The organism is Acidobacterium sp. FHG110202_01 (assembly GCF_059115305.1).
In genome coordinates, this window is the sequence record NZ_JBZYWJ010000001.1 from 451841 (window position 1) to 477498 (window position 25658).

12 protein-coding genes are annotated in these 25658 nt (G+C 55.9%); 1 reads left to right on the forward strand and 11 read right to left on the reverse strand.

Annotation, left to right across the window (positions count from 1 at the left end; all coding sequences use genetic code 11):
• Positions 1–527: 527 nt before the first annotated feature.
• The 6 genes from AC5S16_RS01825 to AC5S16_RS01850 form a co-directional block, all read right to left on the reverse strand.
• The gene (locus tag AC5S16_RS01825; RefSeq protein ID WP_493928294.1) at positions 528–5204 is read right to left on the reverse strand and encodes a cellulose synthase subunit BcsC-related outer membrane protein; all 4677 of its coding nucleotides are present in this window, start codon (positions 5202–5204) and stop codon (positions 528–530) included.
• A complete protein-coding gene (gene bcsZ, locus AC5S16_RS01830) occupies positions 5192–6328 on the reverse strand; it encodes a cellulose synthase complex periplasmic endoglucanase BcsZ (protein WP_493928295.1) in 1137 nt (378 codons plus the stop codon). Before bcsZ ends, AC5S16_RS01825 begins: the two co-directional genes overlap by 13 nt.
• Entirely contained in the window at positions 6325–10758 is a 4434-nt protein-coding gene (gene bcsA / locus AC5S16_RS01835; protein WP_493928296.1) for a UDP-forming cellulose synthase catalytic subunit, read from the reverse strand. Before bcsA ends, bcsZ begins: the two co-directional genes overlap by 4 nt.
• Positions 10755–11837: a nucleotide-binding protein gene (locus AC5S16_RS01840; protein ID WP_493928297.1), complete on the reverse strand. Its 1083-nt coding sequence runs from the start codon at positions 11835–11837 to the stop codon at positions 10755–10757. The genes bcsA and AC5S16_RS01840 overlap by 4 nt, the downstream gene beginning before the upstream one ends.
• A gap of 465 nt (positions 11838–12302) precedes the next feature.
• Entirely contained in the window at positions 12303–14009 is a 1707-nt protein-coding gene (locus AC5S16_RS01845; RefSeq protein ID WP_493928298.1) for a hypothetical protein, read from the reverse strand.
• 84 nt (positions 14010–14093) lie between these two features.
• Positions 14094–17849: an outer membrane beta-barrel protein gene (locus AC5S16_RS01850; protein ID WP_493928299.1), complete on the reverse strand. Its 3756-nt coding sequence runs from the start codon at positions 17847–17849 to the stop codon at positions 14094–14096.
• Positions 17850–18107: 258 nt separating this feature from the next.
• On the opposite strand from AC5S16_RS01850, the gene AC5S16_RS01855 reads away from it, so the two are divergent.
• Entirely contained in the window at positions 18108–19463 is a 1356-nt protein-coding gene (locus AC5S16_RS01855; RefSeq protein WP_493928300.1) for a hypothetical protein, read from the forward strand.
• Between the two features lie 82 nt (positions 19464–19545).
• On the opposite strand, the gene AC5S16_RS01860 is transcribed toward AC5S16_RS01855, so the two are convergent.
• The 5 genes from AC5S16_RS01860 to AC5S16_RS01880 all read right to left on the reverse strand — a co-directional run bounded on the left by AC5S16_RS01860 (position 19546) and on the right by AC5S16_RS01880 (position 25643).
• Positions 19546–20427, reverse strand: coding sequence for a ferritin-like domain-containing protein (locus tag AC5S16_RS01860; RefSeq protein ID WP_493928301.1), 882 nt, complete (start codon positions 20425–20427; stop codon positions 19546–19548).
• A gap of 172 nt (positions 20428–20599) precedes the next feature.
• Positions 20600–21394, reverse strand: a complete 795-nt coding sequence (locus tag AC5S16_RS01865) for an anti-sigma factor (RefSeq protein WP_493928302.1) — start codon at positions 21392–21394, stop codon at positions 20600–20602.
• On the reverse strand, positions 21391–21933 hold the full coding sequence (locus AC5S16_RS01870) for an RNA polymerase sigma factor (protein WP_493928303.1): 543 nt from the start codon (positions 21931–21933) through the stop codon (positions 21391–21393). Before AC5S16_RS01870 ends, AC5S16_RS01865 begins: the two co-directional genes overlap by 4 nt.
• Positions 21934–22185: 252 nt before the next feature.
• On the reverse strand, positions 22186–24729 hold the full coding sequence (locus tag AC5S16_RS01875; RefSeq protein ID WP_493928304.1) for an ABC transporter permease: 2544 nt from the start codon (positions 24727–24729) through the stop codon (positions 22186–22188).
• 29 nt (positions 24730–24758) lie between these two features.
• A complete protein-coding gene (locus AC5S16_RS01880; RefSeq protein ID WP_493928305.1) occupies positions 24759–25643 on the reverse strand; it encodes an aldo/keto reductase in 885 nt (294 codons plus the stop codon).
• Positions 25644–25658: the final 15 nt, after the last annotated feature.

Genomic DNA, 25658 nt, shown 5'->3' on the forward strand with positions numbered 1-25658 from the left:
GCCGATCGGCGGACACACCAGGACATATTTTTCACCGCCCTTCGACCGGAGCGGACAGTTGTTCAGTGGCCTTTGCAGTAAAAGAGCAAAATTCTGTCAAGAGATCACGAAAGTAATAAATGACGATAAATGCAAGAAAACACACAAAATATTTCTTCCGCTAGTCTGGCGTATTACCCCCTCCAAAATTGCTATCCTGAAATTAAGAGAAAAATTTCTTGAGAACCCGCCTGTCTGGCGGTTTTTATTACTTGGATCAATCTTCGTGTTGGTGATCCGTAATTCTGATGACCATCCTGGGCCCCTAACATACGTGGTTTCGGTGTTGGAATGGTAAGCCGAAGGAAAGAATCAATCCCAGCGATGTCCGATGATAAAAATCAGGACTTTACATCGAACCTGCTTGTTTGCAATACTTTGCCGCATTTGAAAATAGAAACCATGTGTTTTCAAAGACTTAACGCCTCCCCCGGGGAGGGGGAGGCGTCGCAGGACTGTCTCAGGGGAGTTGAAGCCCTCGCCCACCTCTATGGGACCTGCAGCGGGCGGAAGCCCTGGACCGGGAAGAGGCCTGTTGGCCCGGCTTCTTCGCTCATTGGCTGCGGACGGAAGAGATAGCGCAAGTAGAAACCGGCGCGCTCGGAGGCATAGTCTCTGGAGTTGTTGAAGCTAAAGAAGCCACCCACGTACCAGTGTTCGGCGATCGCGTATGCACCTTCAAAGTCGAGGTTGTAGTTGCCGCCGACGCTGGTCATCTCCGGATAGTAAGGATTGTTTCTCGCGGCCTGAATGCCTGGATCCAGCGGATAGTAGGGGGTCGAATCCTCATCGAAAGCCTGCACGCCCAGGCTTCCCACCAGCCGATAGTGGAACTTTGGGCCGCGATGCCCGTTAAAGGTGAACGGGACTCCAGCCAGCAGATACGACGCGGGGCTGAAGTAGCCTCCCTGCCCATAGGTGAAGTAGCGCAGATTGTGGTCGTAGTGCATGCCGAAGAAGTTCATGCCCACGGTCAGGTTGCCGTACTCGGGATGATGCCATACACCCCAGTAGGCGCCGGCATCGCCGTCAATGCGGCGGTTGTCGAGGACATGCTGTCCGGTGATATATTGCCCGCCACCCTGAATATACCAGCCTGATTTGGCATCGCCGAAGGCAAGCTGCAGCTCGCCTGCATTGGTGACCACGCCGCCCCATACATTGCCGATATATGTCGGGCTCTTGCTGCCGAGGTCGCGCAATCCGGCATAGGAAAGCTGCGTGTCAGTGAGGGGATCACGCCCGAAGGTGAGGGTGAAATGCGATGACGGAGGATGGATAAGGAGACCAGCCGTCACGTTCTCAACCAGGAAGCCGTGCGGTGTATAGCCGATACGTCCGGCAAACGCCGGCGCGCGCAGCTGGAACTCGCCGCCGATGCCGGCAGCCGATTGTATATAGGGCGTCTGATTGGCTTCCAGTGTTCCCTGCTGGTATGTGGTCTCGGTAGCGGTGGGCTCGCCGGTATCGAGCAGCACAGGCTGCGCAATAACGGTAGTGCGGATATTGGGGCTGAGCGTATTCGATCCCTCAATTTGAGCGGAGTAGGCGGCCAGACGGTCATAGCCCGGGTGACCGCTGCGGTAATCGACTATGGAAGCACCGCCGATCCAGGGACTTGCCGCGCCCTGTAGAACGGCCAGCTGCTCTTCGATCTGTTCGCGTTCGGTCTTCTGCCGCACGATGTGCGGAGCCGGTCCGGAGAGAGGCGGGAGGACGGGAGATTCGGTATTTGCCCTCGCTGGAGGATTGTTCAGTAGATTGTCTCCCTGAGGCGCTGACAGCGGCAGCTCCGGAAGGTTTCTGTCCTGCGGCAGGTTCTGATTGATTTCCTGCTGGCCGTTCATTTCACGTATGGCCAACTGCAGCCTGCTTGCCGGATTGGGATCATTATTCACAAAGCCGCTGGGGTGATAGAAACCCAGGTCCTGTGCCCGAGGCTGGGGCAGAGGCTCGGACGGAACAACCCGCGCTGATGCCGGCCTCATATAGTCGACCGAAGAGGAAACAGAATCACGATCGAGGGGAACATCGGCTGGCTGCGAACGATAGGATCTGGTCTGGGAACTGGTTTGGGCGCCGCTGCGACGTTCGGAAGGGGCAGGTAGAGGATCAGGCAAGGGATCGGCGGGCGGCGGCTCGCTCATACGGGCTGTAGCCCGGCGAGTACGGCTCTCGCGGCGAGTATCCGGAGCCGGCATGGGAAGATCGCCGGTGTCCTGCTGGTCAGGCCTGGCGGGTTGGTCAGGCTGAGAATAATTGGCCAGAGTTTCGGTTCTCTTCTGTGCAGCGCGGCGCGCAAGCAGTTCGTCGTCCGATGATGCTCCCGCGTAGTCGCCGAGTGTCGGGACATCGTTTTGAGGAGCGTCCTGCCAGGAGACATCCACCCGGCGCTGGCCGCCTTCGGAATCTGCAGGTTCGCTCATCTGTGCAGTACGTCCGCCAGGAGCCAGCAGCTGTAGGAGCTGCTGGGTAGGCGATGCGCCGTAGGGAGATGCTCCGCCTGCCGGCTGCGAAAGCGAGCCAGGGCCTCCGCCGCCAAACGGCGTGGGAGGCATGGCATCGAGAGCAGCGCGATAGTAGGCTGCGGCGCGCTCGTTATCGCCGCGGGCCTGTTCGAACTGGGCCGCCATTTTCAGGATGGCCGGATCATTCTTGTAGCGGTCGAGCGCCGTCTGGAGCCAGACTTCGGCCTGCTTCATATCGCGCGCCGCCATGGCTGCGCCGATAGCTCCCTGATACTGCGGCAGCGTGGCCTTATCCATGTCGAGTGCGGCATAAAGAGCTTCGGCCTGTTTGGGCTGTCCAGCCTTCAGATAGGCTGCAGCGAGCGCGTTGTAGACATCAGGATTCTTGGGGAAAGCCTGTGCAGCGGCTTCAAGGATGGCAACGCCGCGGCGCTGGTCACCGGCTCTGAGTGAGGCATTGGCCCGCTGGACGCTCCACGATGCCCACAGCCCATTCAGGTCGGCCTGCTGTGCATCGGTCAGGTCGGGAGAAGCTGCCAGGTTGGAAACAAGGCCGTAGAGCCTCTGCTCGTCGCCTGCCTTAAGCAGAATCCATCCATACTGGATCTGCACATCGGTGGGCATGTCTTCATTCTGTTCGGAGTAGAGGCGCTGAACCCGGGCAAAGGTCTTGAGCGAAGCATCGGTCTGTCCGGTCGAGGACTGCAGGGTTGCCAGCGTCTGCAGATAGGACGGGTTCTGTTCGAGACGCATGCGCACCGATTCCGGCATGGAAGCGATCTGACGCAACGCTTCGCGGTCACGATTCATCTGGTGCAGCGCGTTCAGTGTTCCCAGCCAGGCCTGCTGGTTCTGAGGATTCTGGGTCAGTTCAGGGCGGTAGATCGCGTAGGCCTTCTGGCCATTTCCCTGCGCTGTATAGATGTCGGCAAGCTGCAGGGCGATGGCGGACTGGTTGACCGGCTTCAGAGCGAGCGCCTGTTCGAGGTATTTTTGCGCGCGGTCGTATTCGTGACGTGTCTGATAAATCGATCCGACCAGAACGAGGAAAGACGCGTCGTGCTGTTGCTGGTCGAAGACTGCCTGCGGCATGCGGGCCACGGTAGCGAGAGCTTCGTCATCCTCATTCATCTGGTGCTGCGCAGCGATGAGGGCGCGCCATGCGTCTCCATTCTCCGGATCCTGCGCCACAACCTGGCGGTAGAGCCGGATAGCCGGCTCGTACTTTTTGGCCGTCATGAGCAGAGCCGCATATTGCAACTGCTTCTGCACGGGAAGGTCACGGCCTTCATTCGGAAACGGCAAAGCGAGTGCCTGCGCAATTACCTTGTCAGCATCCGCCTTTCTGCCTGCTGCAAGATACTCCTGGGCCAGAGTCCGCAGGTAATCGGGATCTGTCGAAAGCTGCGTGCGGACGGTTTTCGGCATGCGGTCGTTCACGTCCAATGCCGCCTGAGCATTGCCTGAGCTGGACTGCGCCAGGAAAAGTCCGCGCCATGCATTGGTGCTCTGCGGGTTTACTCGGACGACCTGCTCGAATGTGTTGGCAGCTTCAGCGTCGTCTCCGGACTGCGCCAGAGCGCCGCCCAGACCTTCCAAGGCCTCAGGACTGTTGGACTTCAATTTCAAGGCATCGCGATAGCCTTCGATCGCTGCATCGGAATTGCCGGCCTTCAGGTCATCGCCGGCCTGGGCCATCTTCAGCCAGAAACGGGCGGTCGTCAGGTTGGTATCGACCCCTTTGGCGCCGGCAGAACGGGCGCGCTCAAAATAGTCTGCAGCGGAAGCGAAGTTCTGCTGCTTCATGTAGACATAACCCATGCCGCTGAGCGCGCCTGCATTATTGGGTTGCCGGTTGAGGATGTTCTGGAACTGCTGCTTTGCTTCTTCGAGACGCCCGCTGTTGAGAGCGCGGTAGGCCGAGGATTCGGGTGAATTGTAGACCTTTGGAGGACCGGCGACCTGAGGCTGCTGTGCCGTTTCCGTGGCTCCTGCAGGAGGCTTGGTATTCCAGGATTCGGCCTGTTTCAAGGCTGTCTGGGCCGAAGGAACTTGTCCATACTGGCGCAGGATGGACATGCCTTCAGCGCGTGTCTTCGCGTCATAGGTAAGCACGCGGCCCAGCGTGATGGAATAGCGGGAATCTGCAGGAAACTGCGCCGCAAGCTTGCGCAGTCCAGCAATCGCGTGCGCACGGTCTGCCGGAATGGCAGCCTCGGTATCGTAGTAAGCAAGGGCTGTGTCACCTGCCGGTGGAGTGTCGCCAAAGAGGTTGCGATAGATGCTCATGGCATCGGAGTACCTGCCCTGCTGGGCCAGTTGCGAGGCTTGTTTCAGCTGGTCCGAGCGCGATCCCCTGCCGCCCATTCCCTGAATCCTGGCGATCTGGTCAGCATTGCCTCCAGCGGCTTTCAGGCGATCCAGATACTTGTTCGCTTCATCGGCCTTGCCGAGTTGCATGTCCGCCCGGGCGATGCCGGCCAGTGCTTCCTGATTATTGGCGTTGACCAGCAGCACCTGCTGCCAGGTCTGTACAGCCTGTTCGAGATGCCCGCTCGAAGCAAGCGACTGCGCCTTGGTCAGCAGCATCTTCTCGGCGGCGGATTGTGCATACAGGCCCGTGGGCGACGCCATCAGAAGAGCGCAGACGGCCACGAGCAAGATCTTGCAGCGATGAGTGCAGCCTACTTTTTCCATTGGACCCTCAGCGTTCCATCGGAAGCGAACTGAAAGCGTTGTTCCTGCCAGCCGAGCGCGAACAACGCCAGGTTCTGGTCATAGTAACGGGCTGGACTTCCGAGAAGGCCAGTCGATCTTGAAATGCCTGCTATCACGTCCTTCTGCAGTTTGGCTGCAAGAGACGGTTCGCCAGAACTCTGTACAAACGGAATGAGCGCAGCTTTAAAACTTACGGGGCCCTGGGCGCTCAAAATTTTCCCATCAGCATCAACTGATTCAGGTGGCGTGGAGTTCGCCTTCACATAACGCAGCATCGGCGCGAAGATGGTAAGCAGCTTTTGTGCTCCGGGTGTTCCCTTCGCCGTCATCCCTGCCCAGAGATAGACACGGATTGCATCGTAGCTTCCCTTGGGAGGTCCAGAATTTCCCGGTCCATCCGCGGGAGAGCAGCCTGCGATGTCGCATTGTACCCAATCCAGCGCAAATCCGGTAGGACTGACTTTGGCCAGCCAGTCGGGCAAGGCCAAAGCCATCTGCTTCCAGGGTCCTCCCGGCTGAGCCTGACTTGCAGCAAACAACAGCGGCAGCGGGAGATAACTAGGGTTCATAACCCATTCGCCGAGACCGTGACTGAAGCCGAATCTGCCTGGAATCAGAAAGGGGCCAAAATGAGGAACCGCAGGGGTCTCCGCCTGAGAAATGCGCGCCAACAAATCCCTGCCCTTTTTGCTGTAATCCTGATTTCCCCACAAACTCCCAGCCTGGGTCAGGCTGTAGGCAATCCATAAATCTGAATCGGAAGCAGAATTCGCATCCAGTATGCCCCAGTCGCCTTCCTTATGCCCCCAACTCCAGGCCGGAAGGTTTTTCGAAAGATCGCCCTGGGCGAGATTATTTTCTGTCCAGGAAAGAATTCTTTGAAATGCAGGGCGATCGTTCGCCACCAGGGCGAAAAAAAGAGCGTAGCTCTGCCCTTCGGAGGTTGTCATGTCGTTGCGGTCGGAGTCGATGACACGTCCTTGTGAATTGATGAATCGTGCCGCATAGCTATCCCAGAAGGGCCAGGTACTCGCCATGGCAGGGATCGATGCCAGACTGGCGAGTAACGGCATTGCGACCGCTAACACCAGAGCGTCCCTCATACCTTCGCCACCTCCACGCGTTCTTTTGCGCGCCGATCAATGCGGGCCTTGATCCAGGGGATGATAAAGATGCCGAGCACAAAGAGCAGGACCACGATGAGCCAGGGATACTCACGCATCCAGAAGCGGATCAGCGCCCACCAGGGCAGATGGCCCACATAATAGGAGAGATCTCCGAGACGATAGGAGGTGAAAGTTGTGCCGCGCAGAACGCTTACAGACTGGCTGATGTCACCCGACATGGAAGATTTCCAGAATACGGGGACGAATTGCGTGGCGGCATCGTCATTTCGGTAGGTGATAGTTACTACGGATCGGGCGGATTTCCATGGCGACTGGATGCTTTGTATCAGAGCATCGGGAATTTCTCCCAGACTTTCGAGCAGGCCAGCTCTTTCCTGCGGCTGGCCCAGCTTCTGCCACCATTTGGGATGCAATACAGCGATCTGCCACCATGCATGTCTTACGGCAGCAAAGAAGCCGCTGGTTCGCTCTACTGAAAAACTATCCTGCTTTACGTTCACGAAGAGATCGTCCTTCAGGCGGGCAAAAGCAGGCTGATCGCTGGGTGTCCCCATGATCAGATAGTCTGCATCCTGGCCAAGAGAAGACGAGTCGCCGGTCTCCACCCTCAGAGCGGGATACCCGGTCTGTTCGCCGAAGTACCCCATCAGTGATAGATAAAGGGCGGTCTCCTGTGGAGTTGGCGTGGGCGGCAGAATGACCTTTGTCTGCGCGAAGTCTGCAAAACGGGTAAACGGGAAACCAGCGTTTGCAAATAGCTCAAGATTGGGCATCGTCGCCCAGTGATGCAGCCCGCGGATGTCGAGATTGGTACTGCGAAGGATAGCGCCCTGCAGATTGATTGGAGGCGTATCTTCGCAATGGCCTTTCTTGGCAATCTGGAAATAGAAGTTAAAGAGAAACGTGTTGGAGAAGGGCCGCATGTCTACGAGCGGAACATCGACATCGCTGGACAGCTGCTTCTTTGGATTGTCCTCGTGCGGCAGAGGCAGTTCATTGACCATCGAGCCATTGGCACTGACTCTCAGCGTGGACTCGTTGGCGAGAGAAATGGCGTTGTAGCGGTAATCCAAATGCAGCGGCAGGCTCTCCTTTTCGCCTAGATAAAGGTCTGGCGGCACGCGGAGATACACGGCTACAGGGCCTGATCCATCGCTCTGCATTTCGGGATTTCCGGAATAATCCCAGAAGGGCGAGATGTGGTCAGTCCTCATCCACAGAGGAGCGTCGTCCGCCTGGCGTGGGGGCGGCAGTTGGAAATTGCCGATCTGCGAGGTATTGCCCGGCAGCAGAGAGTTGCCCAGGGCAAGCGCACGCGCCGCATTCAGCAACTGGCCCGGATCGCCACCGGCAATGACAAGCACCTTGCCGAAGCGATCGCTGGGATTCGTACGCACAGCGATCAGCGGCCCGTTCACATTGAGGTCTATGCCGGGCGGCATTGCCGAAGAATTCTCGACAAAGAGGATAATGTTGCCTTTGGGAAGGTCCCCGCCAACACTGACTGGGAATGTAAGCGGCCTTGATTTCGCCACTACTCCGAACCATGAAGCAACGACGCCGGCAGCAGACAGAGCCTGTTTCGACGGTTGCGTCGCAAAGGCAAATGGAATGGTCGCTGACTCGCTGCTGAGAGCGCCATCATAGAACGGCAATGGAAGAATCTTCAGGTCGTCAGCCAGAGGCAGCAATGAACCGGATAACTCGATATTGGTTGAGTTCTCGACGCGGCCCCAGAGAACCGTATTTGACGGATCTTCGCATTGCTGTGTGTAGTGACCGATGAATTGGAAGCCCAGAGTGTTGTCGCGCACGAGTAATTCCGCCGGCAGCGGAATAGTAGTCTCAAGCGGGCCTTGCAGCTCCCCTTTATTCTGTGGAACAGGCAGCGTGGCGATCAGAGTTCCATTGAGAAAAACGCTCAGGTGGCTCATCTGCGCGATCAGCCCGGTAGAGAAGGCATACTGCAATTTGAGTGCCGCCTTCTGCACGATCTCGTTTTGCGGCAGCGAGAAGGGTATGTTGCGGGAAGCGTCCACGCCGCGGAAAACAATCTCTTCTGGAATGCCGATGTCTTTCAGCGTGAAGGTGGTTTGAAAATTTCCCTGACTACTGGCTGGTGTCTGGGCTGCTGGAGCCGCAGAGGCAGCAGGAGCAGCGGGCTTCTTTTGTGCATGCAGAAGGGCCGGCATCCCCATAAGCAAAATGGCCAGCAACGCTGTTGTTGCGCCAGCGCCAGCGCCTGCCGGCACCGCTTTGGGAGACTTGCGCTTCGGAATCAGATCGAGTAATGCATAGCCCACACCTTTTACAGACAGCCGGACGAGGCGAAGAAAACTATGGAATGGCCTGTCCACCTCGCGATGCTCGCTGGGCCTTAACCACGTGTCTGCGCTCGAATAAATCACCAGCGTCAGCATCTCCTCTTCTTCGATGGACAGCTGCTCGTATTTCAGACGCAGTTCTGCGCCCTTGGAGCTTATGACTTTCATTGGGAATGTCGCCTGATCGTGACGCAGAGGATACTTTACGCGCACTTTTTCTTCTCCGGTCAGCACAAGAGGCTCTTCGAGCTTTACCATCGATCCACCCAACGACATATCTACAGACTGGCCAAAAACGCTGCGGCCATCCGGCAACACAACTTCGACAGGCATGCGCAGATCGATGCGGATGTCGGAGCGTTGCTGGCGGGCCTCAAATGCAACGCGATTCGCCGTACCCAGAATCACCAGGTTGAAGAGGATCCAGACGACGTTCATGATAATCGTCCCTGGATGCCCCGGGTTCCAAAAGTACCAACGGATAGGCGCGACCAGGAGCCCCAACACATTGAGCACGATCAGAATGATATAAGGCCGTGCAATGCGCGCATCGAAGTAGCTTCTCTGTACCAGTCCGCCCTTGGCGGTAACGTTGAATTTCCCCAATTTGGGATTGAGCAGCGCCAGTATTGTGGGACCAAGAATGTAAGGAGCCAGCACCGTCTCATACACCTCGTTCCAGAACGAGTGCCGGAATTTTCCCTGGACGCGGAAGTTGGTCACGTTTGAGAGAAACAGGTGCGGCATGGCATAGGCCAGAATTGCACCCCAGTATCCGGGAATGTTGATGCATCCCAGCAGCATGTAGACCAGCGGCGATGTGAGAAAGACGAGGCGCGGAACGGCATAGAGAAAATGGATCATCGCGTTGAAATAGCACAACCGCTGCGGCCATTTCAGGCCCTTTATCAGAAGCGGGTTGTTGATCCTCAAAATCTGAATCATGCCGCGAGCCCAGCGGACGCGCTGCCCGACGTGAGCAGAGAGACTTTCAGTGGCCAGACCAGCAGCCTGGGGAATATTAATGTAGGCCGTGTTCCAGCCACGCGACTGCATGCGCAGCGAAGTATGCGCGTCTTCCGTGACAGTTTCTACTGCAATGCCGCCGATCTCTTCCATCGCCGTGCGTCGCAGCACCGCGCACGATCCGCAGAAGAATGTTGCATTCCACAGATCATTGCCGTCCTGAATGATGCCGTAGAACAATTCACCCTCATTCGGAATGACCATGAACTGGTTCAGGTTGCGCTCGAATGGGTCGGGCGAATAGAAGTGGTGCGGCGTTTGCAACATTGCCAGCTTCGGGTCTTTCAGGAACCAGCCCACTGTCATTTGCAGAAAGCTGCGCGTCGGTATGTGATCACAATCGAAAATTGCGACATAAGGAGCGTGGAGCTTGGTCAAGGCATGGTTAATGTTGCCGGCTTTGGCATGCTTATTGTCGGGACGAATCATGTAGCCAACGTCGGTATCTTCGCAAAATTTGCGAAACTCTTCTCTGCGCCCATCGTCGAGCACGTAAACGTGCAGCTTGTCCTCGGGATAGTCGATATTCATAGCCCCATACACTGTGGACCGCACCACCGACAGAGGCTCGTTATAGGTAGGGATCAGGAGATCGATCTCGGGCCATTCATCGACATTGTCCGGCAGCGGAACCGGTGGTCGCCGGAGAGGCCTGATCGTCTGGACGTCTCCGAGAAAGAGAATGAGAAAAGCATAGACCTCTGCTGAAAGCAGCAGCAGCATGAAACCAATATTGATGATTCCCAGAGCAAGACCCTGCTTGGAAATGGCCGCGTACACGTTCGTGATGCGCCAATAGGCATAGCGGCCGGTCGCCAGCATGGAAGCGAACATCAATGCCTGGGTGATAAGCGTGGAATTGGATGTGCGATGAATAAAGTAAGCCAGCAGGATAGTGAGCGCGCCAAGCACGGCCTGCTCCGGCCAGTCGAAATCTATGGTGATGCATTCGTAAGCAAAATAGAGCAGAATGCCGTACACCACAAGACGGAAAAGCGCGGGGAGAAAACCGCGCCCGGTTCCAAAAGAAATCCACCAGTCAAGGATTCTGTTCATCGTTCACTCCACTGTCCAGTGAACCTCGCAAATTGATGGACAGGAGCGACCTTTCTCAACCACAAGGCCAGTTCCATGAAATCATGGGTCACCTCGGCGTCAGGGGAGTGGTCCGCCACGGTCATACGGTCTCTGATAGCCGCCGCCACATCGGGGCTCCGCCGTATGGTGAGTGGTAGTAGCCGGTCACCCACCTGCCGAAGAACCAGATTGCGAGCCTGCTGCTCCATAGGACTGTCAGCTTCAAATTTGTTGGAGACATAGATTGGCACCGGAATATTCAATCCTTTATCACGCATTGCTTTTATGGAGGCTTCGATACGCGAGACGGTAAGAATCGAATTGAGGTCGGTCAATATCGGAATTAACAGGACCGTACACATCTCCAGAATTTCTGGAAGCAGGCTCATGGACGCAGGGCCCAGATCAAAGATAGTTCTCTGCGCGGCCTTCATTGCCGCCTTTACGTCATTTTCGAGCCATTTTGCTGTGATCTCTTCGGCACCAAGAACCTGCATGGGAGGATAATTTGTGTCCGGAGCTACGAAAGTACGAAGCCCACAGCGAAGATCGCCCGCACCAAAATAAAACGGTAGTAATCCGCTGCCGGATGAATCGACCAGCAAAACGCGTTCATTCAATGAAGCCAGGATGCGGCCCAGGTTTGCAGTGACCGTGGTCTTCCCCACTCCTCCGGCGAGCGAGTACACCGCTAGGGCGGTTCCCTCCTCTCCTTCGCCATGAAGTGTTTCTTCCGTGAAGATTCCATGATGCTCCGACGGAGGTATCAGCGGCTGGACTGGCGGGCTATCGGGTATGACGGGCGGAGTTACAACCGGGGGCTGTGGCGCAGGCGCGACCGGAACTTCGACACTGGTTGCCGCCGTCTGTGCAGGAGGCGATGGGGGATCCGGCTTACTCACCTCAGAAAGCTGCGCCGGTGCCTGTGGCCTGCGCTGCCTCTGAAAAGTGCGGTAATGCACATCTCCGACGTGTGCCAACGAGTAAAGCTGCGCTACGTCGTTCGCCAAATCCTCTGATTCGCGCACGTCGACGTTCTTGTTTTCCCCATTTTCCATTGGACCAGACTCACTCTGTTGTCAGGCAAAACTGCATGAATCAACACTTCTGCTTCCAATTGCTTAAAGGTCTGATATGTACCGCAAGACTGCAGTCAAAGCAGAGTCCTCTAATGTGACTCTGGGGATTAAAAGACAGCTGGCTCATCGCCAAAAAAGCCGATTATCTCGGCCGTTTTAAAACTTCCAGTGCTCGCATTAGATGCCGTCTGTCTGAAAACTGCAGCGGTCCAGCTAGATCATGAACCTGGATCACAAGTGACGGCATGAGCAACAGAATACTTGCAAAGGCCGAAACTTCTTATCGCACGAATGATAGCACAACAACTTTGTAATCTTCGTCCTCTAAGGGCTTATAAATCTATGCAAACATTGACCCGATGAATACCTTCGCAATAGTTTTTGTTTTTTGGGTTATGCAGGGTCGAGATGAGCAAACGCTGTGCGTTTTTTATATTGCCGGGCTTATCTCGCGTACCAGTTGTAATCAGGACCACATACTAGTGTCGTGGCGCCGGGAGCAGTGATTGCCAGTGAAGCTGAATAGGTTCCGCTGTAGAAGATGTTCTGTCCGGAAGCTGCCGAGTTGATGGTAACCGTATTTGTTGTGGTGTCAATCTTGTAAATCGTGATTTCAAGGCCGGTTGGAAGCACCCCATCCGGCATATTGGTGGAACAATCCGGCAGCATGATCGTCTGCGCGCCGCTCGCCGCATTCGCCAGCACATTCTTGTTGGCCGTCGTCAGAGCCAGAGTCGCGGCAGTGTTCATCACTGTGCTCAAAGCCAGCCCTCCTGCAGTCCGTACTGTTCCCTGGTAGGTAACGTTGAATATCGATGGATGCCCGTCGAATGCTCCGACATACATATCGCCCAGATAGCCGGTATAAAGCTGCGCGGCGAAAGCCGCATAGTTTGCTGCCGATGACAGCGGGGAGGCCCACACACGAGGTACCTGCCCCTTGCCGTTGTTTGCGCTGGCATTTGTGTCGTAGAAAGAATTGCCGCTGCGGTCAAACGCCGTGACAGACGCGGATTGCGTTGTCTGAAAATAATCCCCGCACCCGGCAAGATTATCGAGAGTCGAGTATTGCGGCGGGTTCCCAAGATAGGTCACCCATACGCCTGCGCCCTGCGAAGGCCCGTAGCCCGCGCCGCCCGGCATATTCAGACAATCCACATTCGAGAAGATGATGTTTGACGTGACGCTGGCTTCGACAACCGCAAACGATGCGTATGGAAAAGACGTGACATCCGGCCATTCGATATGTCCGCCATTCACCTGCACTCCGTTCGAGTGCAGATCGAAGGCGGCGAGCGCCGGCGAATCCATATAAGTGTTGAAGTACATATTTCCGCCGTGGCCGTAGTCAATCACTTCCCAGTTGGTCGCGTAGGAAGCATCCGGAGCGGAAGCGTTCGTTTCCTGGTTATTGCAGGGAGGCGTGGTGCAAGTATAGGGGTAGCCGAATCCATGAATGAGATTGAAGGTGGTGCTGCCTCCGGCGTTATAGACCGCGGCCTGCAGCGCATTCCGCACGATCAGCGAGTCGACATAGGAATCGTACACAGTGGCCTGCATGTTTAGCCCGTAGTTTGGCCGGTTTGCCGGAGTAAACGCACTGGCTGAATAGCTGATGGTGACGTTGCGCAGGTACATCACGGCATTATGCGTGCCGGATACTTCTCCAAGAAGAATCGCATCTGACGTCGTGTCATTGATGGTCACATTTTCAATGGCAAGCGCCCTGAACCACTGGAGCTCGAAGGCGTGAGTGATCAGCTTGTTTCCGAGCACGGTGAAGTCCCTGAAGGTGCAGCCCTCGGCGATGTTCGAAGCCGATGCGTTCAGCAGGTTAATCAGATCGCCGGAAATACCGCTGGCCGCTGAGATGGTAGTCGCAGAGGTGGAGACGTCCGCGCCGCCCGATGTCCCGGAAAAACCGATGATGTTGACGCATACGCCATTGGCCGGCTCAGCCAGCGTTGCCGTGACCGGGAAATTACCGGATGAAAGGAAGATCGTCTGATCGGTGCCGCTCTGGCTTGCTTCGGAAACAGCAGCGCTCCACGCGGCATTCAACGTGGAGTACAACTGTCCGTTGACAACGATCTTATGTTCTATTTCTGTGGCCGATGCAGGTACAGCAACAGCCAGGTTACAAAGCAGCATCCATAAAACACATCTCTTACTTCTTACTGACATGGCCGTCACCCCCGATTGACTGCCAGTCTCAATCACCTCTTCAGTTCAGGATCACCATGTTAATCGCGCAGTCAGTTGAATCTGCCGTGCAGTGTTGTAGGAACTGGTGGTATTGATCAGGCCGGTAGATGAATCCGGATAATTTGTTCCCTGCTGATTAAAGACATTGAAGAAATCGCCCTGAAGCCTCAGGCCGATCTTTTCTGAAATAGGAAATACTTTGAAGATCGATGCGTCTGTACTCCAGTTGAGCGGGCCAAGCAGAAACGATCTGGAATAAGGATGAACTCCCTGTGATGATCCCCCAGGTGCTCCCTGCGGTCCGGGAGCATACGGTGTGGCGACAGTCGTACCGTTGGCAAGCCTGACGAAAACTGTCTGCGACCCGTAATACGGGCAGTTTGGATCTGGATTCTTGCTGCATCCACCCGCGGGCGGCCCCGAGGGGGGCAGCGGGATGACAGGAGAATGTGCAGGCGTGTAATTCGATGGTATGCCGGTTACGCCTTTTGCCGTGTTTATCTGGTACTGAGGAATATATCCGTTGTAGTAAAGATAGCCTTTGTTGCAGACTCCGCTGCGGCAGTCATCGATTTTGTACTTGCGGCCATAAGTATGGATCGGCGTGAATGGCCCCCAGTCTGTCTGCGCCGGCTGGAAGTACGATGCTCCCATAGAGCCGATGCCGCCAATTTCCCAGCCGCCGATGAATTCGTTGACGAATCGATTGACACCGGAGAAGTAGCGCCTGCCGTTCCCGAATGGAAGATCTACGAGCCAGTTATAGCGGACTCTGTGCTTGGGTATGGCGGTGTCGCGGTAATAGTTCTGGAATCTGTTGAGATAGTCGGGATAACTCGACATAGTGCCAGGCAGGAAAGTAGAAAACGGATAGACGACAGAGTCGCGGAAACCATTGCCGCCATTCTTCAGCGCAGCACTGTATACATAGAAGACCTGATAGGCAAAACCCTTATTGTAGAGGCGCTGGAAATTGATCTGGATGGAGTTGAGGTTGGAGTAGCCGGTCTTTCTCTGGACTTCGAGCTCTCCATAAGTAGTTTTGTCATAAGGCCGGGTCGCGGTGTTGGAATAGCGCCCGGTTGGGAGCGGCTGGCCTGTAGTCTCAAACCACACATAGTTGCTTGGTTTGGTGTTGTTGTACCAGTACTGCTCCAGATTGTTTCCGTGGTTTCCCACATAGCTGATGCGTAAGGCAGATTGGCCCTTGAACTGTTGCTCGAGGGTTGCGTTCCACTCCTGCACATAAGTCACAGGATAGTCATGGTCCAGCACACCGATAGTGAATGTGCCGGGAGTAAAAGCAGATGCAGCATTAAAGTTGATGGCATCCGAGCTGTTCTGCCCGGCAACGACAGTCTGCTGCGAGCGGAGAATATAGTTCTGCAGCCCATCGGTCTGCACGGGATTGGTGTAGTCCTGCTGGAAGGCGTTGGTGTAGGGGACCTGTCCGTTCAGCGAGGCATAGAAATTTCGAGTAGGTGGCGGATAGATGTAGGTTCCGTATCCTCCGCGAATGACAGTTCCCTGGCTCCTCTGAAACGGCCTATATGCAAGTCCCAGACGCGGGCCGAAGGTGAAGAGCTGGTTGTTGATCACGCTGCTCGGCAGCCCTGCCTGCTCAGTCGTCTCAAACTTCACGCCGATGCTTTCCATGCCGCTTACGATCTGCGGGCTGGTAAAACCAAGCTGATAGAGCTGGTCGAGCGGCTTGCCGGTGACGATGGCATGGTTCGCGAAATCAAACGCAGTGAACTGGTTGTACTTTTCATGCAGCGCGGGATGAGCCTCCCAGCGCAGGCCGACATTGAACACCAGGTTGCTCTGAACGTGGATATCATCCTGAATGTAGGCGGCAATCTCCTGGTCGCGCAGGCGCAGGTAGGCCGGCGCAAGAGTGTTCTGGTATTCCTGCGAATCGCCGATAAAGAAGTCGGCTACCGCGGCGCCGGTATTGTTGAGTGCGCTGTACTGTGTTCCGCTTTTCGGATCGTAAATGGCTGTGCCCAACTGACTGAAGATGGCCCTCGACGGGTACGGCTGGTCGGGCAGGATATGAATGCGCTCATGGCGATAGCGCCCGCCGAACTGCAGCAGGTGACGGCCAAGAACCATGGACACGTTGTCATCGAAGACGTTGATGTATTGGCCATTCCGGCGGGTGTTGTCTCCCTGGCCGTAACCCATGAGCATCGATGTATTGCCGGTTCCCGTTTGCGTGGTGCCGGTGATGTAAGGCCAGCCAAGGAGTCCATAGTTGTTTTCCAGCCCCAGGTCGGCGGCATAGTTATGGCTGGGATCAGGCCCGGTTTGTACGGTGTCGCCTTCATAATTCATGGCGGCGACAAATTCATTAAAAAATCTTGGTGAAAAGATGTGCGTCCAGCCAATGGCTGCGCCCTGCGTTTTGATGGGTTGAAAGGTGACATTGGCTTCGTTGTGCAATGTCGGCGGACCAAGAGCAGTTGACCCCAATTTATAAAACTCGTTGTGTCCCCAGGTGTATCGAAGGTAAGCCGTGTTTTTTTCGCTGAAATGATGATCCAGTCGTGTCGTGAATGAAGTCGTGGTCTGGTTGTTGGGCGTAGGGCCAATCCAGTTGAAGCCGGTAGACAGCATGGGATTGGCGTTGTTCGTCGGTGGAGGAGTAATGGCGTAGAGAGCCTTGGCCAGTGGACTGAGCCGGCTCATCGGAATCTGATTATCGGGAAACGGCTGGCGCGTCCACGGACTGGCAGGAGCAGTGGTCTGGTTGTCGTAGAGGACAATTCCCTGCCCGCTTCCGTTGGTCAGCGCGCTGAAGTCGCCCTGGCGCATGGCCATCGTCGGCACATAGAGGGTTCTTGAAAAATTGTTCCGCAGCTCGAGACGTTCCCAGGCTACAAAGAAAAAAGATGAGTCCCGTCCCCGATAGAGCTTAGGTCCGGGACCCAGGTAGGGGAAATAAATCGGCCCGCCGACGGACGCTCCGAACTCATTGCGTATGAATTTTGGAGCGCTCGATGTATAGGAATCCTGACGGTTCCTGGCGATGCCGTAACTGTTGTCGCGATTGGTTTCAAAGGCGGTACCGTGGATCTGATTGGTGCCGGACCGCGTGGTAAGAACTGCCGTTGCGGGACGGTTGAACTTTGCCGATGAATTCGAGTTCTCGATCCGCATCTCTTCGACCGAGTCAGGATCGGGCGGCTGGAAATCGAGACCGCCCTGATCGCGGTTGGCCAGAGGCGTTCCGTCCTGTACGAACTCGAAGGCAGATTCACGCAGTCCATTGGAGCGCTGGCCTTCCACTCCGGGAGTCGTGTCGCTTGTCAGCGTAAGCAGCGACCTGCCGTTGATCGGCAGCTGCTCGATGCGCGCGCGTTCGAGGGTCGTGTTTGTAGTGGGAGAATCGGTCGTGATGAGGGGCGTGACGTCTCCGGCTACCGTGACCTGTGCGGTCGCGGCCCCCACGTCCAGCTGTGCATCTACCGTCGCCGTCTGGCCGACGCGCAAAGCAACATGGCCTTCCCATGGGCGCATGCCGGGAGCTTCTACCTTGACAGAGTATTCAGCGGTAAACAACGAAGGGACGATGTAGAAGCCATCCTTGTTGGTCTCGGTCTGTGACGTGACTTTGGTGTCCGCCTGAGTAATCGAAATCTTTGCTCCGGGAATAACAGCCCCGCTTGGGTCCTTTACGGTTCCCTGAATGGCGCCCGCTCCCGTTTGAGCAACGGCGCCTGGGATGAAACCAACTGCATACAGCCCCCAAAAAAGAACCCACCAGATAGACTTCTTTATCATGTGCTTTTCGCAATACTTCGAACTGGCGAGAATATTCCGCGTCTGCTTGCACCGCGAACAAGACAATTTACCGTGAAGCTACTCAGCTTTTACGTAAATTCGCCCATCAGACAAAGCCCTGGCGCAGCCGTATCTTATTGATTAAAATGTAGATCAAGTTACCCTTCTCTACCGGCGCTACTACCTGCTGGACTTTGGCAGATAGCAGCACTACACTTGGTGCCGTTCATTCCTAATTTTGGTTTATTGATATCTGCCATGACCGCCTCCAGTGCTCTGATCGCCCCCGACGGGGAATCCGGATACAAAAAAGAAAATCCCAAGCTTGCCGAGGATGAACGATGGCAGCTGGTCCATCGGATTGCTTCCAGCCAGCACTTTGCTAAAGCTGCACAGCTGCGTGAGATCCTCCTCTATATCACCCGGCGCAAGCTGCTCGATCAGGCGATCAATATCCGGGAGTACGAGATTGCCTGCGAGGTGCTGGGACGCCGGGATGATTTCGATCCCTCGGGTGACAATATCGTTCGCGTGCAGATCGGGCACCTGCGGAAGAAGCTGGAACAGTATTTCTCGCTGGAAGGCAAATCTGAGCCTCTGGTCGTCACCATCCCGAAAGGCACCTACGTTCCGAGCTTCGAGCCGCGGGAAGCTGCGGCTCCGCCTCCGGTCATGGAAGTCTCTGAAGAACTGCCTCCGGACAAGGAGAGCAGCGAGCCGCCCGAACGTCCCTTTCTGCCAAGGTTGCGGTGGGCTTACCTTTTTGCTGCTGCCGGGGTGGCAGCCATTGCCTTCCTCTTCTATACCCTCGGCCAGCACAGTCGCGTTTCAGCTTCAATAGCGCGGCCTACGCATAATCCTATCCTCGACCGCATTTTCATCAGCGACGTGCCGGTGTCGATTGTGGTCGCGGATACAAACCTGGTCTTTCTCCAGAACATGCTTCATACCGATCTGTCGCTCAAGGAGTACATCAGCAGGAACTATCCAGCCAATATTCTTGCGAATGCTTCAGACGACGGCGAGAAGCAGATGCTCGAGAGGCTGGCTCCGCGAAGATTCACCAGCCTTGCCGACCTGAACATTGCAGTTCAGTGCGTAGAGCTGGCCCATCAATATGGCGCTCAGATTACGATCCGCTATGCGCGCTATCTGAACGCGCGCGATTTTGAAAAAGGCAATTTTATTCTGATTGGCAGCCGGACAGCCGATCCGTGGGTAACACTGTTCGAGCCCAGGCTGAACTTCGCTTTTGAAGAAGACCCGGCCACGCACATCTTCCATTTCCGCAACAAGCATCCGCTGGCAGGCGAACAGGACATCTATATTCCATCGCTGGAGTTCGATCCAACGGAAAGCTATGTGGACATTGCCATTTTGCCCAATCTGACAAAAACGGGTTATGTCCTTCTGCTCAATGCCGCATCCATGGAAGCCAACGAGGCGGCAACTCAGCTGATCTTTAATAAGGAGCTGCGATCCAGCATTCTCAAAGCGATCGGCCCGGATTTTGCTGCCGGAACGCAGTCCGTAGAGATATTCCTCCGTGACCGCGCCATTGAAGGAGTTGTGAGCGGCTTTGAAGTGATTGCCGTGCGCCGCATTCCTGCCTGATTGGCCAAGCGTCATGGTTAGACGCACCCTGCTTTCTGATGTCCCCAGGTCTCAGAATCGAGACCTGGGAATCTCTCCACACTCAGCAGCCTTTGAAGGAAATGAACTCTCCCAATGGAGACGGCAACGTCGGATTAAACGGTTCGAACGAATATGGTTTCGAGGTGTCGAAGCCCGCTGACTTCGCTGCTGTAGGATCGACAAACGGCGTCAGGGCCTTTACCGCCTGCTCGATGTGTGTAAGGCATAGCGTTCTTTCGTAGCCATTGTTATTTGGAGGATCGACGCTCTCCGCCACTCCCTGGATTCCGGTCACAGTCTCGATCGGGCCGCCATCCTGTGCTGCCACACCAGGAGCAACGACGCGCGCCAGCGTGCGATGGTCGCTTTCGATACCCATGATCCGCGCCGCCGTCACCCGCAGCTCTACAGTGCTGAAGTTGCGTACGCCGATCAGGTAAGCGGCAATGAAGGCATCCTCCAGCGTGACCAGCGTATTCAAAGTCGTCTGCGGGTCGGCAAACATGTTTTTCGGGTAGTAAAAAGTCATGTACGGGCTAGGCTCATCCGTCACCGACTGTTCCAGCAGGTAGTGCGACATCTCTTCCTGCAGCGCTGCCCGGAGATATCCCTGGTCGTCCGACTCCAGATGGTCGAAGAATGGCGCCGTATTGATGATGTTGGAGTACGTCGTGACCGCCAGCGCCTCGGCAATCTCTGCGGCAACCAGAATATCGCGGTCGCCCTTTGTCAGCCTGGTCCTGCCGTGGCCGGACCAGTGGTGGTTGAAATCTCTTTCCTCATCCATATCCAGCGCGGAAGCCAGTTTCGTGAAACCGCCCAGCGCAACTGCACTGACAGCCCCGGCAAACGTAGCGCTTTTGAAGAATGACCGTCTCGTCATCCCTGTTGAGCCTCCATCGGCGATAAGTTGAGCTGCTGCGTCATCTTTTGACAGGTTCATATCCGAATCTCCTTGAATCGATTTATGGAACCGTGCAGGCCTGGAGCGGACCACTCATCGAGGCCCGCAGCCTTTCGTCCACAGCACTAGTACGAGGCAGGCTGAGTCCTGGATTGGTTCTGAAATTGAAAAAATACCTGGTCTGTGAAAAGCAGTTGCAGTGATTACTGCGCTATGACTTTACAAGGCCGACCAGGAATGGGGTCGTCGTAGGAGCAGGAGAGCCCTGCTTCGGCTCTATCGTGATTGCAAAACCCTTCGCCTCAGCGCCGGAAGGAATTTCCGCATAAAGCATCTGCGCATTGCCGCTCACATCCGGCTTGAAAAGGCCGGCGGGAATGGGAGTTGTACCGGATTTTGGAAGCAGCCAAAGCTCATATGTCTTCTCTGCAGGAAGCTCCGCCAGGTTGCTGGCTACCAGCAATACCAGGCCCTTGCTTTGATCGTAAGTAGTATGCGCCTCCGGTTGTGGATGCACCTGGGCTGTCACCAGTGTGAAACGAATCGAATTCGGAGAGTTCAGCAACTCAGCGACCTGCCGCGCCCGTTGCGATGTTGCCCGCTCCTGATCGAGGCTGGCCTGGATGCCCTCGATACTTTTGTGCAGGCTATGCACTTCTCCGCGTTGCAGAAGAACAACTCCAATCAGCGCCAGGGCCAGAACGCCGCTCGATGCGAATGCCCATTTCCAGAACGACGAGGCCGGGCGCTCATTGACATGAGCGCTCTCTTTGCCGATCGCTGTCATCAATCTCGCCTTTGAGCGGGCAGGAGGCTGTGCCAGGGGCGAACCCCCAATCGCCAGCAGGCTGAGGTCTCCTCTGATTTTTTCAATTTCCAGCCGACATGCGGCGCAATCTTCAACATGCGTGTAAATCTGAGCAGATTCCTCCGCATCCAGCGCACTCATCGCGAACAGCGCGAGACTTTCCGGATCGACATGATCGAGTTTTGTTTCGTTCGTCATCTCTCGTATGCCTTCCGTATCGTCATCAGTGCGGACCTTATTCTCGTCTTGATGGTGCCCAGCGGTTCACGTGTTGCTGCCGCTATCTCTCCATGTGTCATGCCGTCGAAAAAAGCCATCTCCACGGCGCTGCGTTGCGCTTCAGGCATCTCCTGCAGCAAATTCCGCACCTTCTCGGCGACCGCATTTCGTTCCGCTTCGGTTTCTATATTCACGGGCGAGATCAGAACTACGTCTTCCGGATCGATTCGCGGTCTTTCGCGGCGCGTTCCATCGATGGCGCGATTCCGGGCAATGACGGCAAGCCACGAGGCAAAGTTCCCGCGGGCCGAATCGAATTTTTCCGGCGAACGCCATAACTGCAGGAAGATGTCATGAAGGACATCTTCGGCCGCGCTGGGATTCCTCAACACTCTTAAAGCCACCGAATACACCAATGCTGAGTAACGATCATACAATCGTGCGAATGCATCCTGGTCGCGCTGCCTGGTCCGCGCGATCAGAGCTACATCATCAGCATCGGTTTGAACGCCATCCATGCCGGATGACTCCATTCTCCTCTCTCATAGTACGTCCGACACCTGAATTTGGACTTGTTAGCAGAGAGAGATGTCCTTTGAGCTTAACTACTTTGACATTGAGGGGGTTCTCAGTGCAAGTAATAAGGCTACTCTTTAAGCTACATCGCAATGCCGTGCTGCTAATGAACAAAAGGCATCTGGTCTGAAGTTTCAGTTTCTCGACTGGGGCCTCATGGTACTTAACTGACAGGAGCATTCCGGCATAAGCATCTACTCCGTTCGGATCGCCTCGATGGCGTTGACCGAAGCAGCGTGCCGCGCGGGCAGGAATGTCGCAACGACTCCAACTATAGCTAATGCTGCGGCCGCAAACAGCATGGCTAACAGACTCGCTTTGCCTGCGCCGTAGAGAACACTTTGCGCGAGATGCCCTGCGATAGATGTGAGAACAATTCCTGGAAGAATTCCAACCAGCAGAATCATGAGCGTCTGCCGCAACACCAGCATCTGGATATGAAGACGTGTTGCTCCCAGAACGATGCGGATTCCAATCTCGAATGTGCGCCTGGAAACGCGGAACGACAGCAGTCCATAAAACCCCAGCGCTGCCAGCGTAAGCGTGAGACTGCCAAAGACCGCAGTAAGACGAGCAAGCAGTTTTTCTGTCGCGAGACCATCTTCAAACTCGGTATTGAGCGTCACGATTTCCTTTACGGGAAGATCGGGGGCCAGTTCATGAATCGCCTGACGAACTTGCCTTGCAATTGTTTCGGGGCGGCCGCTGGCGCGCACTTCGATGGTGTGTATTACGTCGGAATGCTGGCTGACAGGAATATAGACAACTGGCGGCGCGGGTGAACGCAGCCCATCGACGCGGGTATCGGCTGCTTCGCCTACTATCAAAAACTGGTGGTCGTCAGGAGCAGGCCTGTAACCAATCCAGTGTCCGACTGGGTTCTCTTCACCGAACAGTTTTCTTGCATACGCCTGATTGATGATGGCGACGGGCTCTGTATTCGTGCGGTCATCGTCTGAGAAATCTCTTCCCCGCAGCAATGGAATACCGAGCGTCCGGAAATAGCCCGTGCCGATGTGATTTTCTTCTCCATGCATCTGCGCATCAGCCATCTCAGGCCGGCCGAAGACGTGGAGGGCCGTATTCCATCCGCAACCGGGAATGGAACACATCTGGACGGCTGCATTGGTCACGCCGGGCAATGACTTCAGGCGCTCCCTCATCTGCCGGTAAAGCGCAGGGAGATCGTCCTGCCGCCCTTTTGCAAACCTGGCGGTATCGAGATGGACAGAGATCACATGTTCACGGTCCATGCCCGCATCGATATGATCCACGCTGAGCAGCGTCTGACCAAACATATAAGCCATGCCTACCAGCAGCAGCGAGAAGCAGACCTGCCCGGCAAGCAGGATGCTCGACGACTTATTCGTAGCACCCGAGTTAAGGCCAGGTGTGATTTGTCTTGATCCGCTTGCCGCTGCGAAATTGCTTCGCGTGATCCACCACGCAGGCCAGACGCTGAATAAGACCATAGAGCAGATAAGCAGCCCTGCTCCCAGTAAAACCATATATGCATTCACATGCAGATCGAGCGCGATGGTCCAGTCTCGTCCGGAAGCCCAGTGCAGCAGGACAGCGCTTGCGGCACGTCCGGTTGCGAATGCAAACACTCCACCCAGAAGAGCGAGCAGCAGGTTCTCGATCAGAATCTGGCGCATTACCCGCCACCGGGTCGCACCCAGAGAGATGCGAATAGCAATTTCACGATAACGGCTCGAGAGACGCGCGAGTTGCAGGTTGGCCAGATTGAGACAACCGACCAGAAAAATGACCGAGGCCATTGCCATCAGGAGAATCAGAGGCGGCGTATACCGTTTGAAAAATGCCCCTTCACCACTGGATGCTGAGACTAGCTGAACTTTCGCCGCCAGAGTCTGCTCGCGAACATGCGCGTCCTTCGATGCTGCGGCGATCAATTGCAGGTCCGGCTGCAGTGCAGCTGTCCATCGCGCCGGCGTTGCGGGCTTGTCCGCATCAGGCATACGGGCCAGCAGCCACAGCCAGAAGATGCCGGGCTGATTCTGCCATGGCTCGTTCAGATGGATTCCAAAACCCGGTCCAAGTGAATCGAACCATGCGCCGAGTTGTCCTGATGCCTGCGCTTCAAGAGGCAGCCAGAGATCAGGCGCGAAGCCGCGCATGACTCCATAGAAACGCTCAGGCGCAATACCGGCGATGACGACAGGAACTCCATTGAGAACGAACCGCCTGCCAACCACGGACCGGTCCAGCCCGAAATGCTCCTGCGCATATTGATACGTGACCACGGCAGGCCATTCATTCTGCCCTGGCTCGTCGTCCCTGTCCGCGAAAAGCCGTCCGGCAAAGGGATGAACTCCAAGCACGCTGAAGAAGTTTCCGGAAACGAATTGAAAATTTACCCGTTCCGCAGAGCCATCGCTCGCCTGTAATGTTGCCTCTTCAAGGCCCGAGCGCGAGATGACTGGAGCGGAGCTTCCACTGGCCTGCCGCAGGCGCTGGTATGCCGGATAAGAGAAGAACCACTGCCCATCAAATGGAGACTTGAGCGCGTGCAGTGAATAGAGTTGGTCCGGTTGCTGGACAGGCAGGTGAGCCAGCATCACGCCATAGAGCAGTTGAAAAACAGCGAGGTTTGCTCCGATGGCAAGGGCAAGAGTAGTGACGACGGTAAGCGCAAATCCCGGCGCTCGACGCAGCTGCCGGAATGCATAGCGCAGATCGAACCACATACGTTCAAAGGTCTGTGAGCCATGCATTGAAGCGGTATGTTCTCTCACCATCCTTACTAGGCCAGAGCAAGATTGAGATTATTGATGGCTTCGTCGATTTCCTGCGTGCTCTTGAAACCGACCGTAGCGCAATCCACGCCTGCGTGCTGAAAGGCGAACTTCATGGCAGCCTGGCGGTCTTCGTGGCGTGTAAAGGCGCCGTTGCCCACGAGCTTCATGCTGATAACGCCCATGCCCTGCTTGTGCACCTGTCTGACATGTTCCACTACTTCATCCACATGATCGGGATTGTTGTTGTCCTCCCAGGTGGGGCCGTCCATGCGCGTACCGTTGTGGTTCATGCGGATCATCGCAACTTCGAGCCACTTGTTGCCGGGCATCTGGCGGAGCGCGGGCAGGCCATGGACCGATGCTCCGCGCGTGCGGATGATCTTCTTTGACTGTGCTTCGAGGATGCCGTCCTGCCAGCGTGCAGTAGCAGCAACCCAGTCATCCGTATGCTGCCAGTGCAGCAGCATGATGTCGAAGTAGTCAGTCTTGAGGGTCTGGCGCATCGCATCGAAACGCTTCAGCGGGTCATTCTCCTCGTCGGTGGTCACCTTGGACATGAGCTGATAGCTGTCGCGCGGAAAGCCCTTGAGCGCTTCGCCCAGCATCGCGGGAGTGACGTAGGCCTCCGCGGTTTCAAAGAAACGGATGCCGTGGTCATATGCGTAATGCACCAGGCGCGTGAATTCCTGCTGACCGAGCGAGGCCTGCACGTGGCCATTGTTGCTGCCGGTGCCGAAGGCAAGTCGCGTGACCTGCATTCCTGATTTGCCTAAAGTGACGGTATCTGTAGCTGTACGGCGCGCGGCAGTCAGCGCAAGAGGACTAAGGCCGGCAATCGTTCCGGCAGCCAGTGAACCTTTCAGGAAGTCGCGACGGGAAAATGGGCTCATAACAGGCCTCCGCAG

What these genes read in the sequence shown, in the direction of transcription:
- AC5S16_RS01860 (WP_493928301.1), bottom strand. Translation starts at nt 20,427, where the DNA reads ATGAACCTGTCAAAAGATGACGCAGCAGCTCAACTTATCGCCGATGGA.
- bcsZ (WP_493928295.1), bottom strand. Translation starts at nt 6,328, where the DNA reads ATGAGGGACGCTCTGGTGTTAGCGGTCGCAATGCCGTTACTCGCCAGT.
- AC5S16_RS01825 (WP_493928294.1), bottom strand. Translation starts at nt 5,204, where the DNA reads ATGGAAAAAGTAGGCTGCACTCATCGCTGCAAGATCTTGCTCGTGGCC.
- AC5S16_RS01840 (WP_493928297.1), bottom strand. Translation starts at nt 11,837, where the DNA reads ATGGAAAATGGGGAAAACAAGAACGTCGACGTGCGCGAATCAGAGGAT.
- AC5S16_RS01880 (WP_493928305.1), bottom strand. Translation starts at nt 25,643, where the DNA reads ATGAGCCCATTTTCCCGTCGCGACTTCCTGAAAGGTTCACTGGCTGCC.
- AC5S16_RS01875 (WP_493928304.1), bottom strand. Translation starts at nt 24,729, where the DNA reads ATGCATGGCTCACAGACCTTTGAACGTATGTGGTTCGATCTGCGCTAT.
- AC5S16_RS01845 (WP_493928298.1), bottom strand. Translation starts at nt 14,009, where the DNA reads ATGCTGCTTTGTAACCTGGCTGTTGCTGTACCTGCATCGGCCACAGAA.
- AC5S16_RS01850 (WP_493928299.1), bottom strand. Translation starts at nt 17,849, where the DNA reads ATGATAAAGAAGTCTATCTGGTGGGTTCTTTTTTGGGGGCTGTATGCA.
- AC5S16_RS01855 (WP_493928300.1), top strand. Translation starts at nt 18,108, where the DNA reads ATGACCGCCTCCAGTGCTCTGATCGCCCCCGACGGGGAATCCGGATAC.
- AC5S16_RS01870 (WP_493928303.1), bottom strand. Translation starts at nt 21,933, where the DNA reads ATGGATGGCGTTCAAACCGATGCTGATGATGTAGCTCTGATCGCGCGG.
- AC5S16_RS01865 (WP_493928302.1), bottom strand. Translation starts at nt 21,394, where the DNA reads ATGACGAACGAAACAAAACTCGATCATGTCGATCCGGAAAGTCTCGCG.
- bcsA (WP_493928296.1), bottom strand. Translation starts at nt 10,758, where the DNA reads ATGAACAGAATCCTTGACTGGTGGATTTCTTTTGGAACCGGGCGCGGT.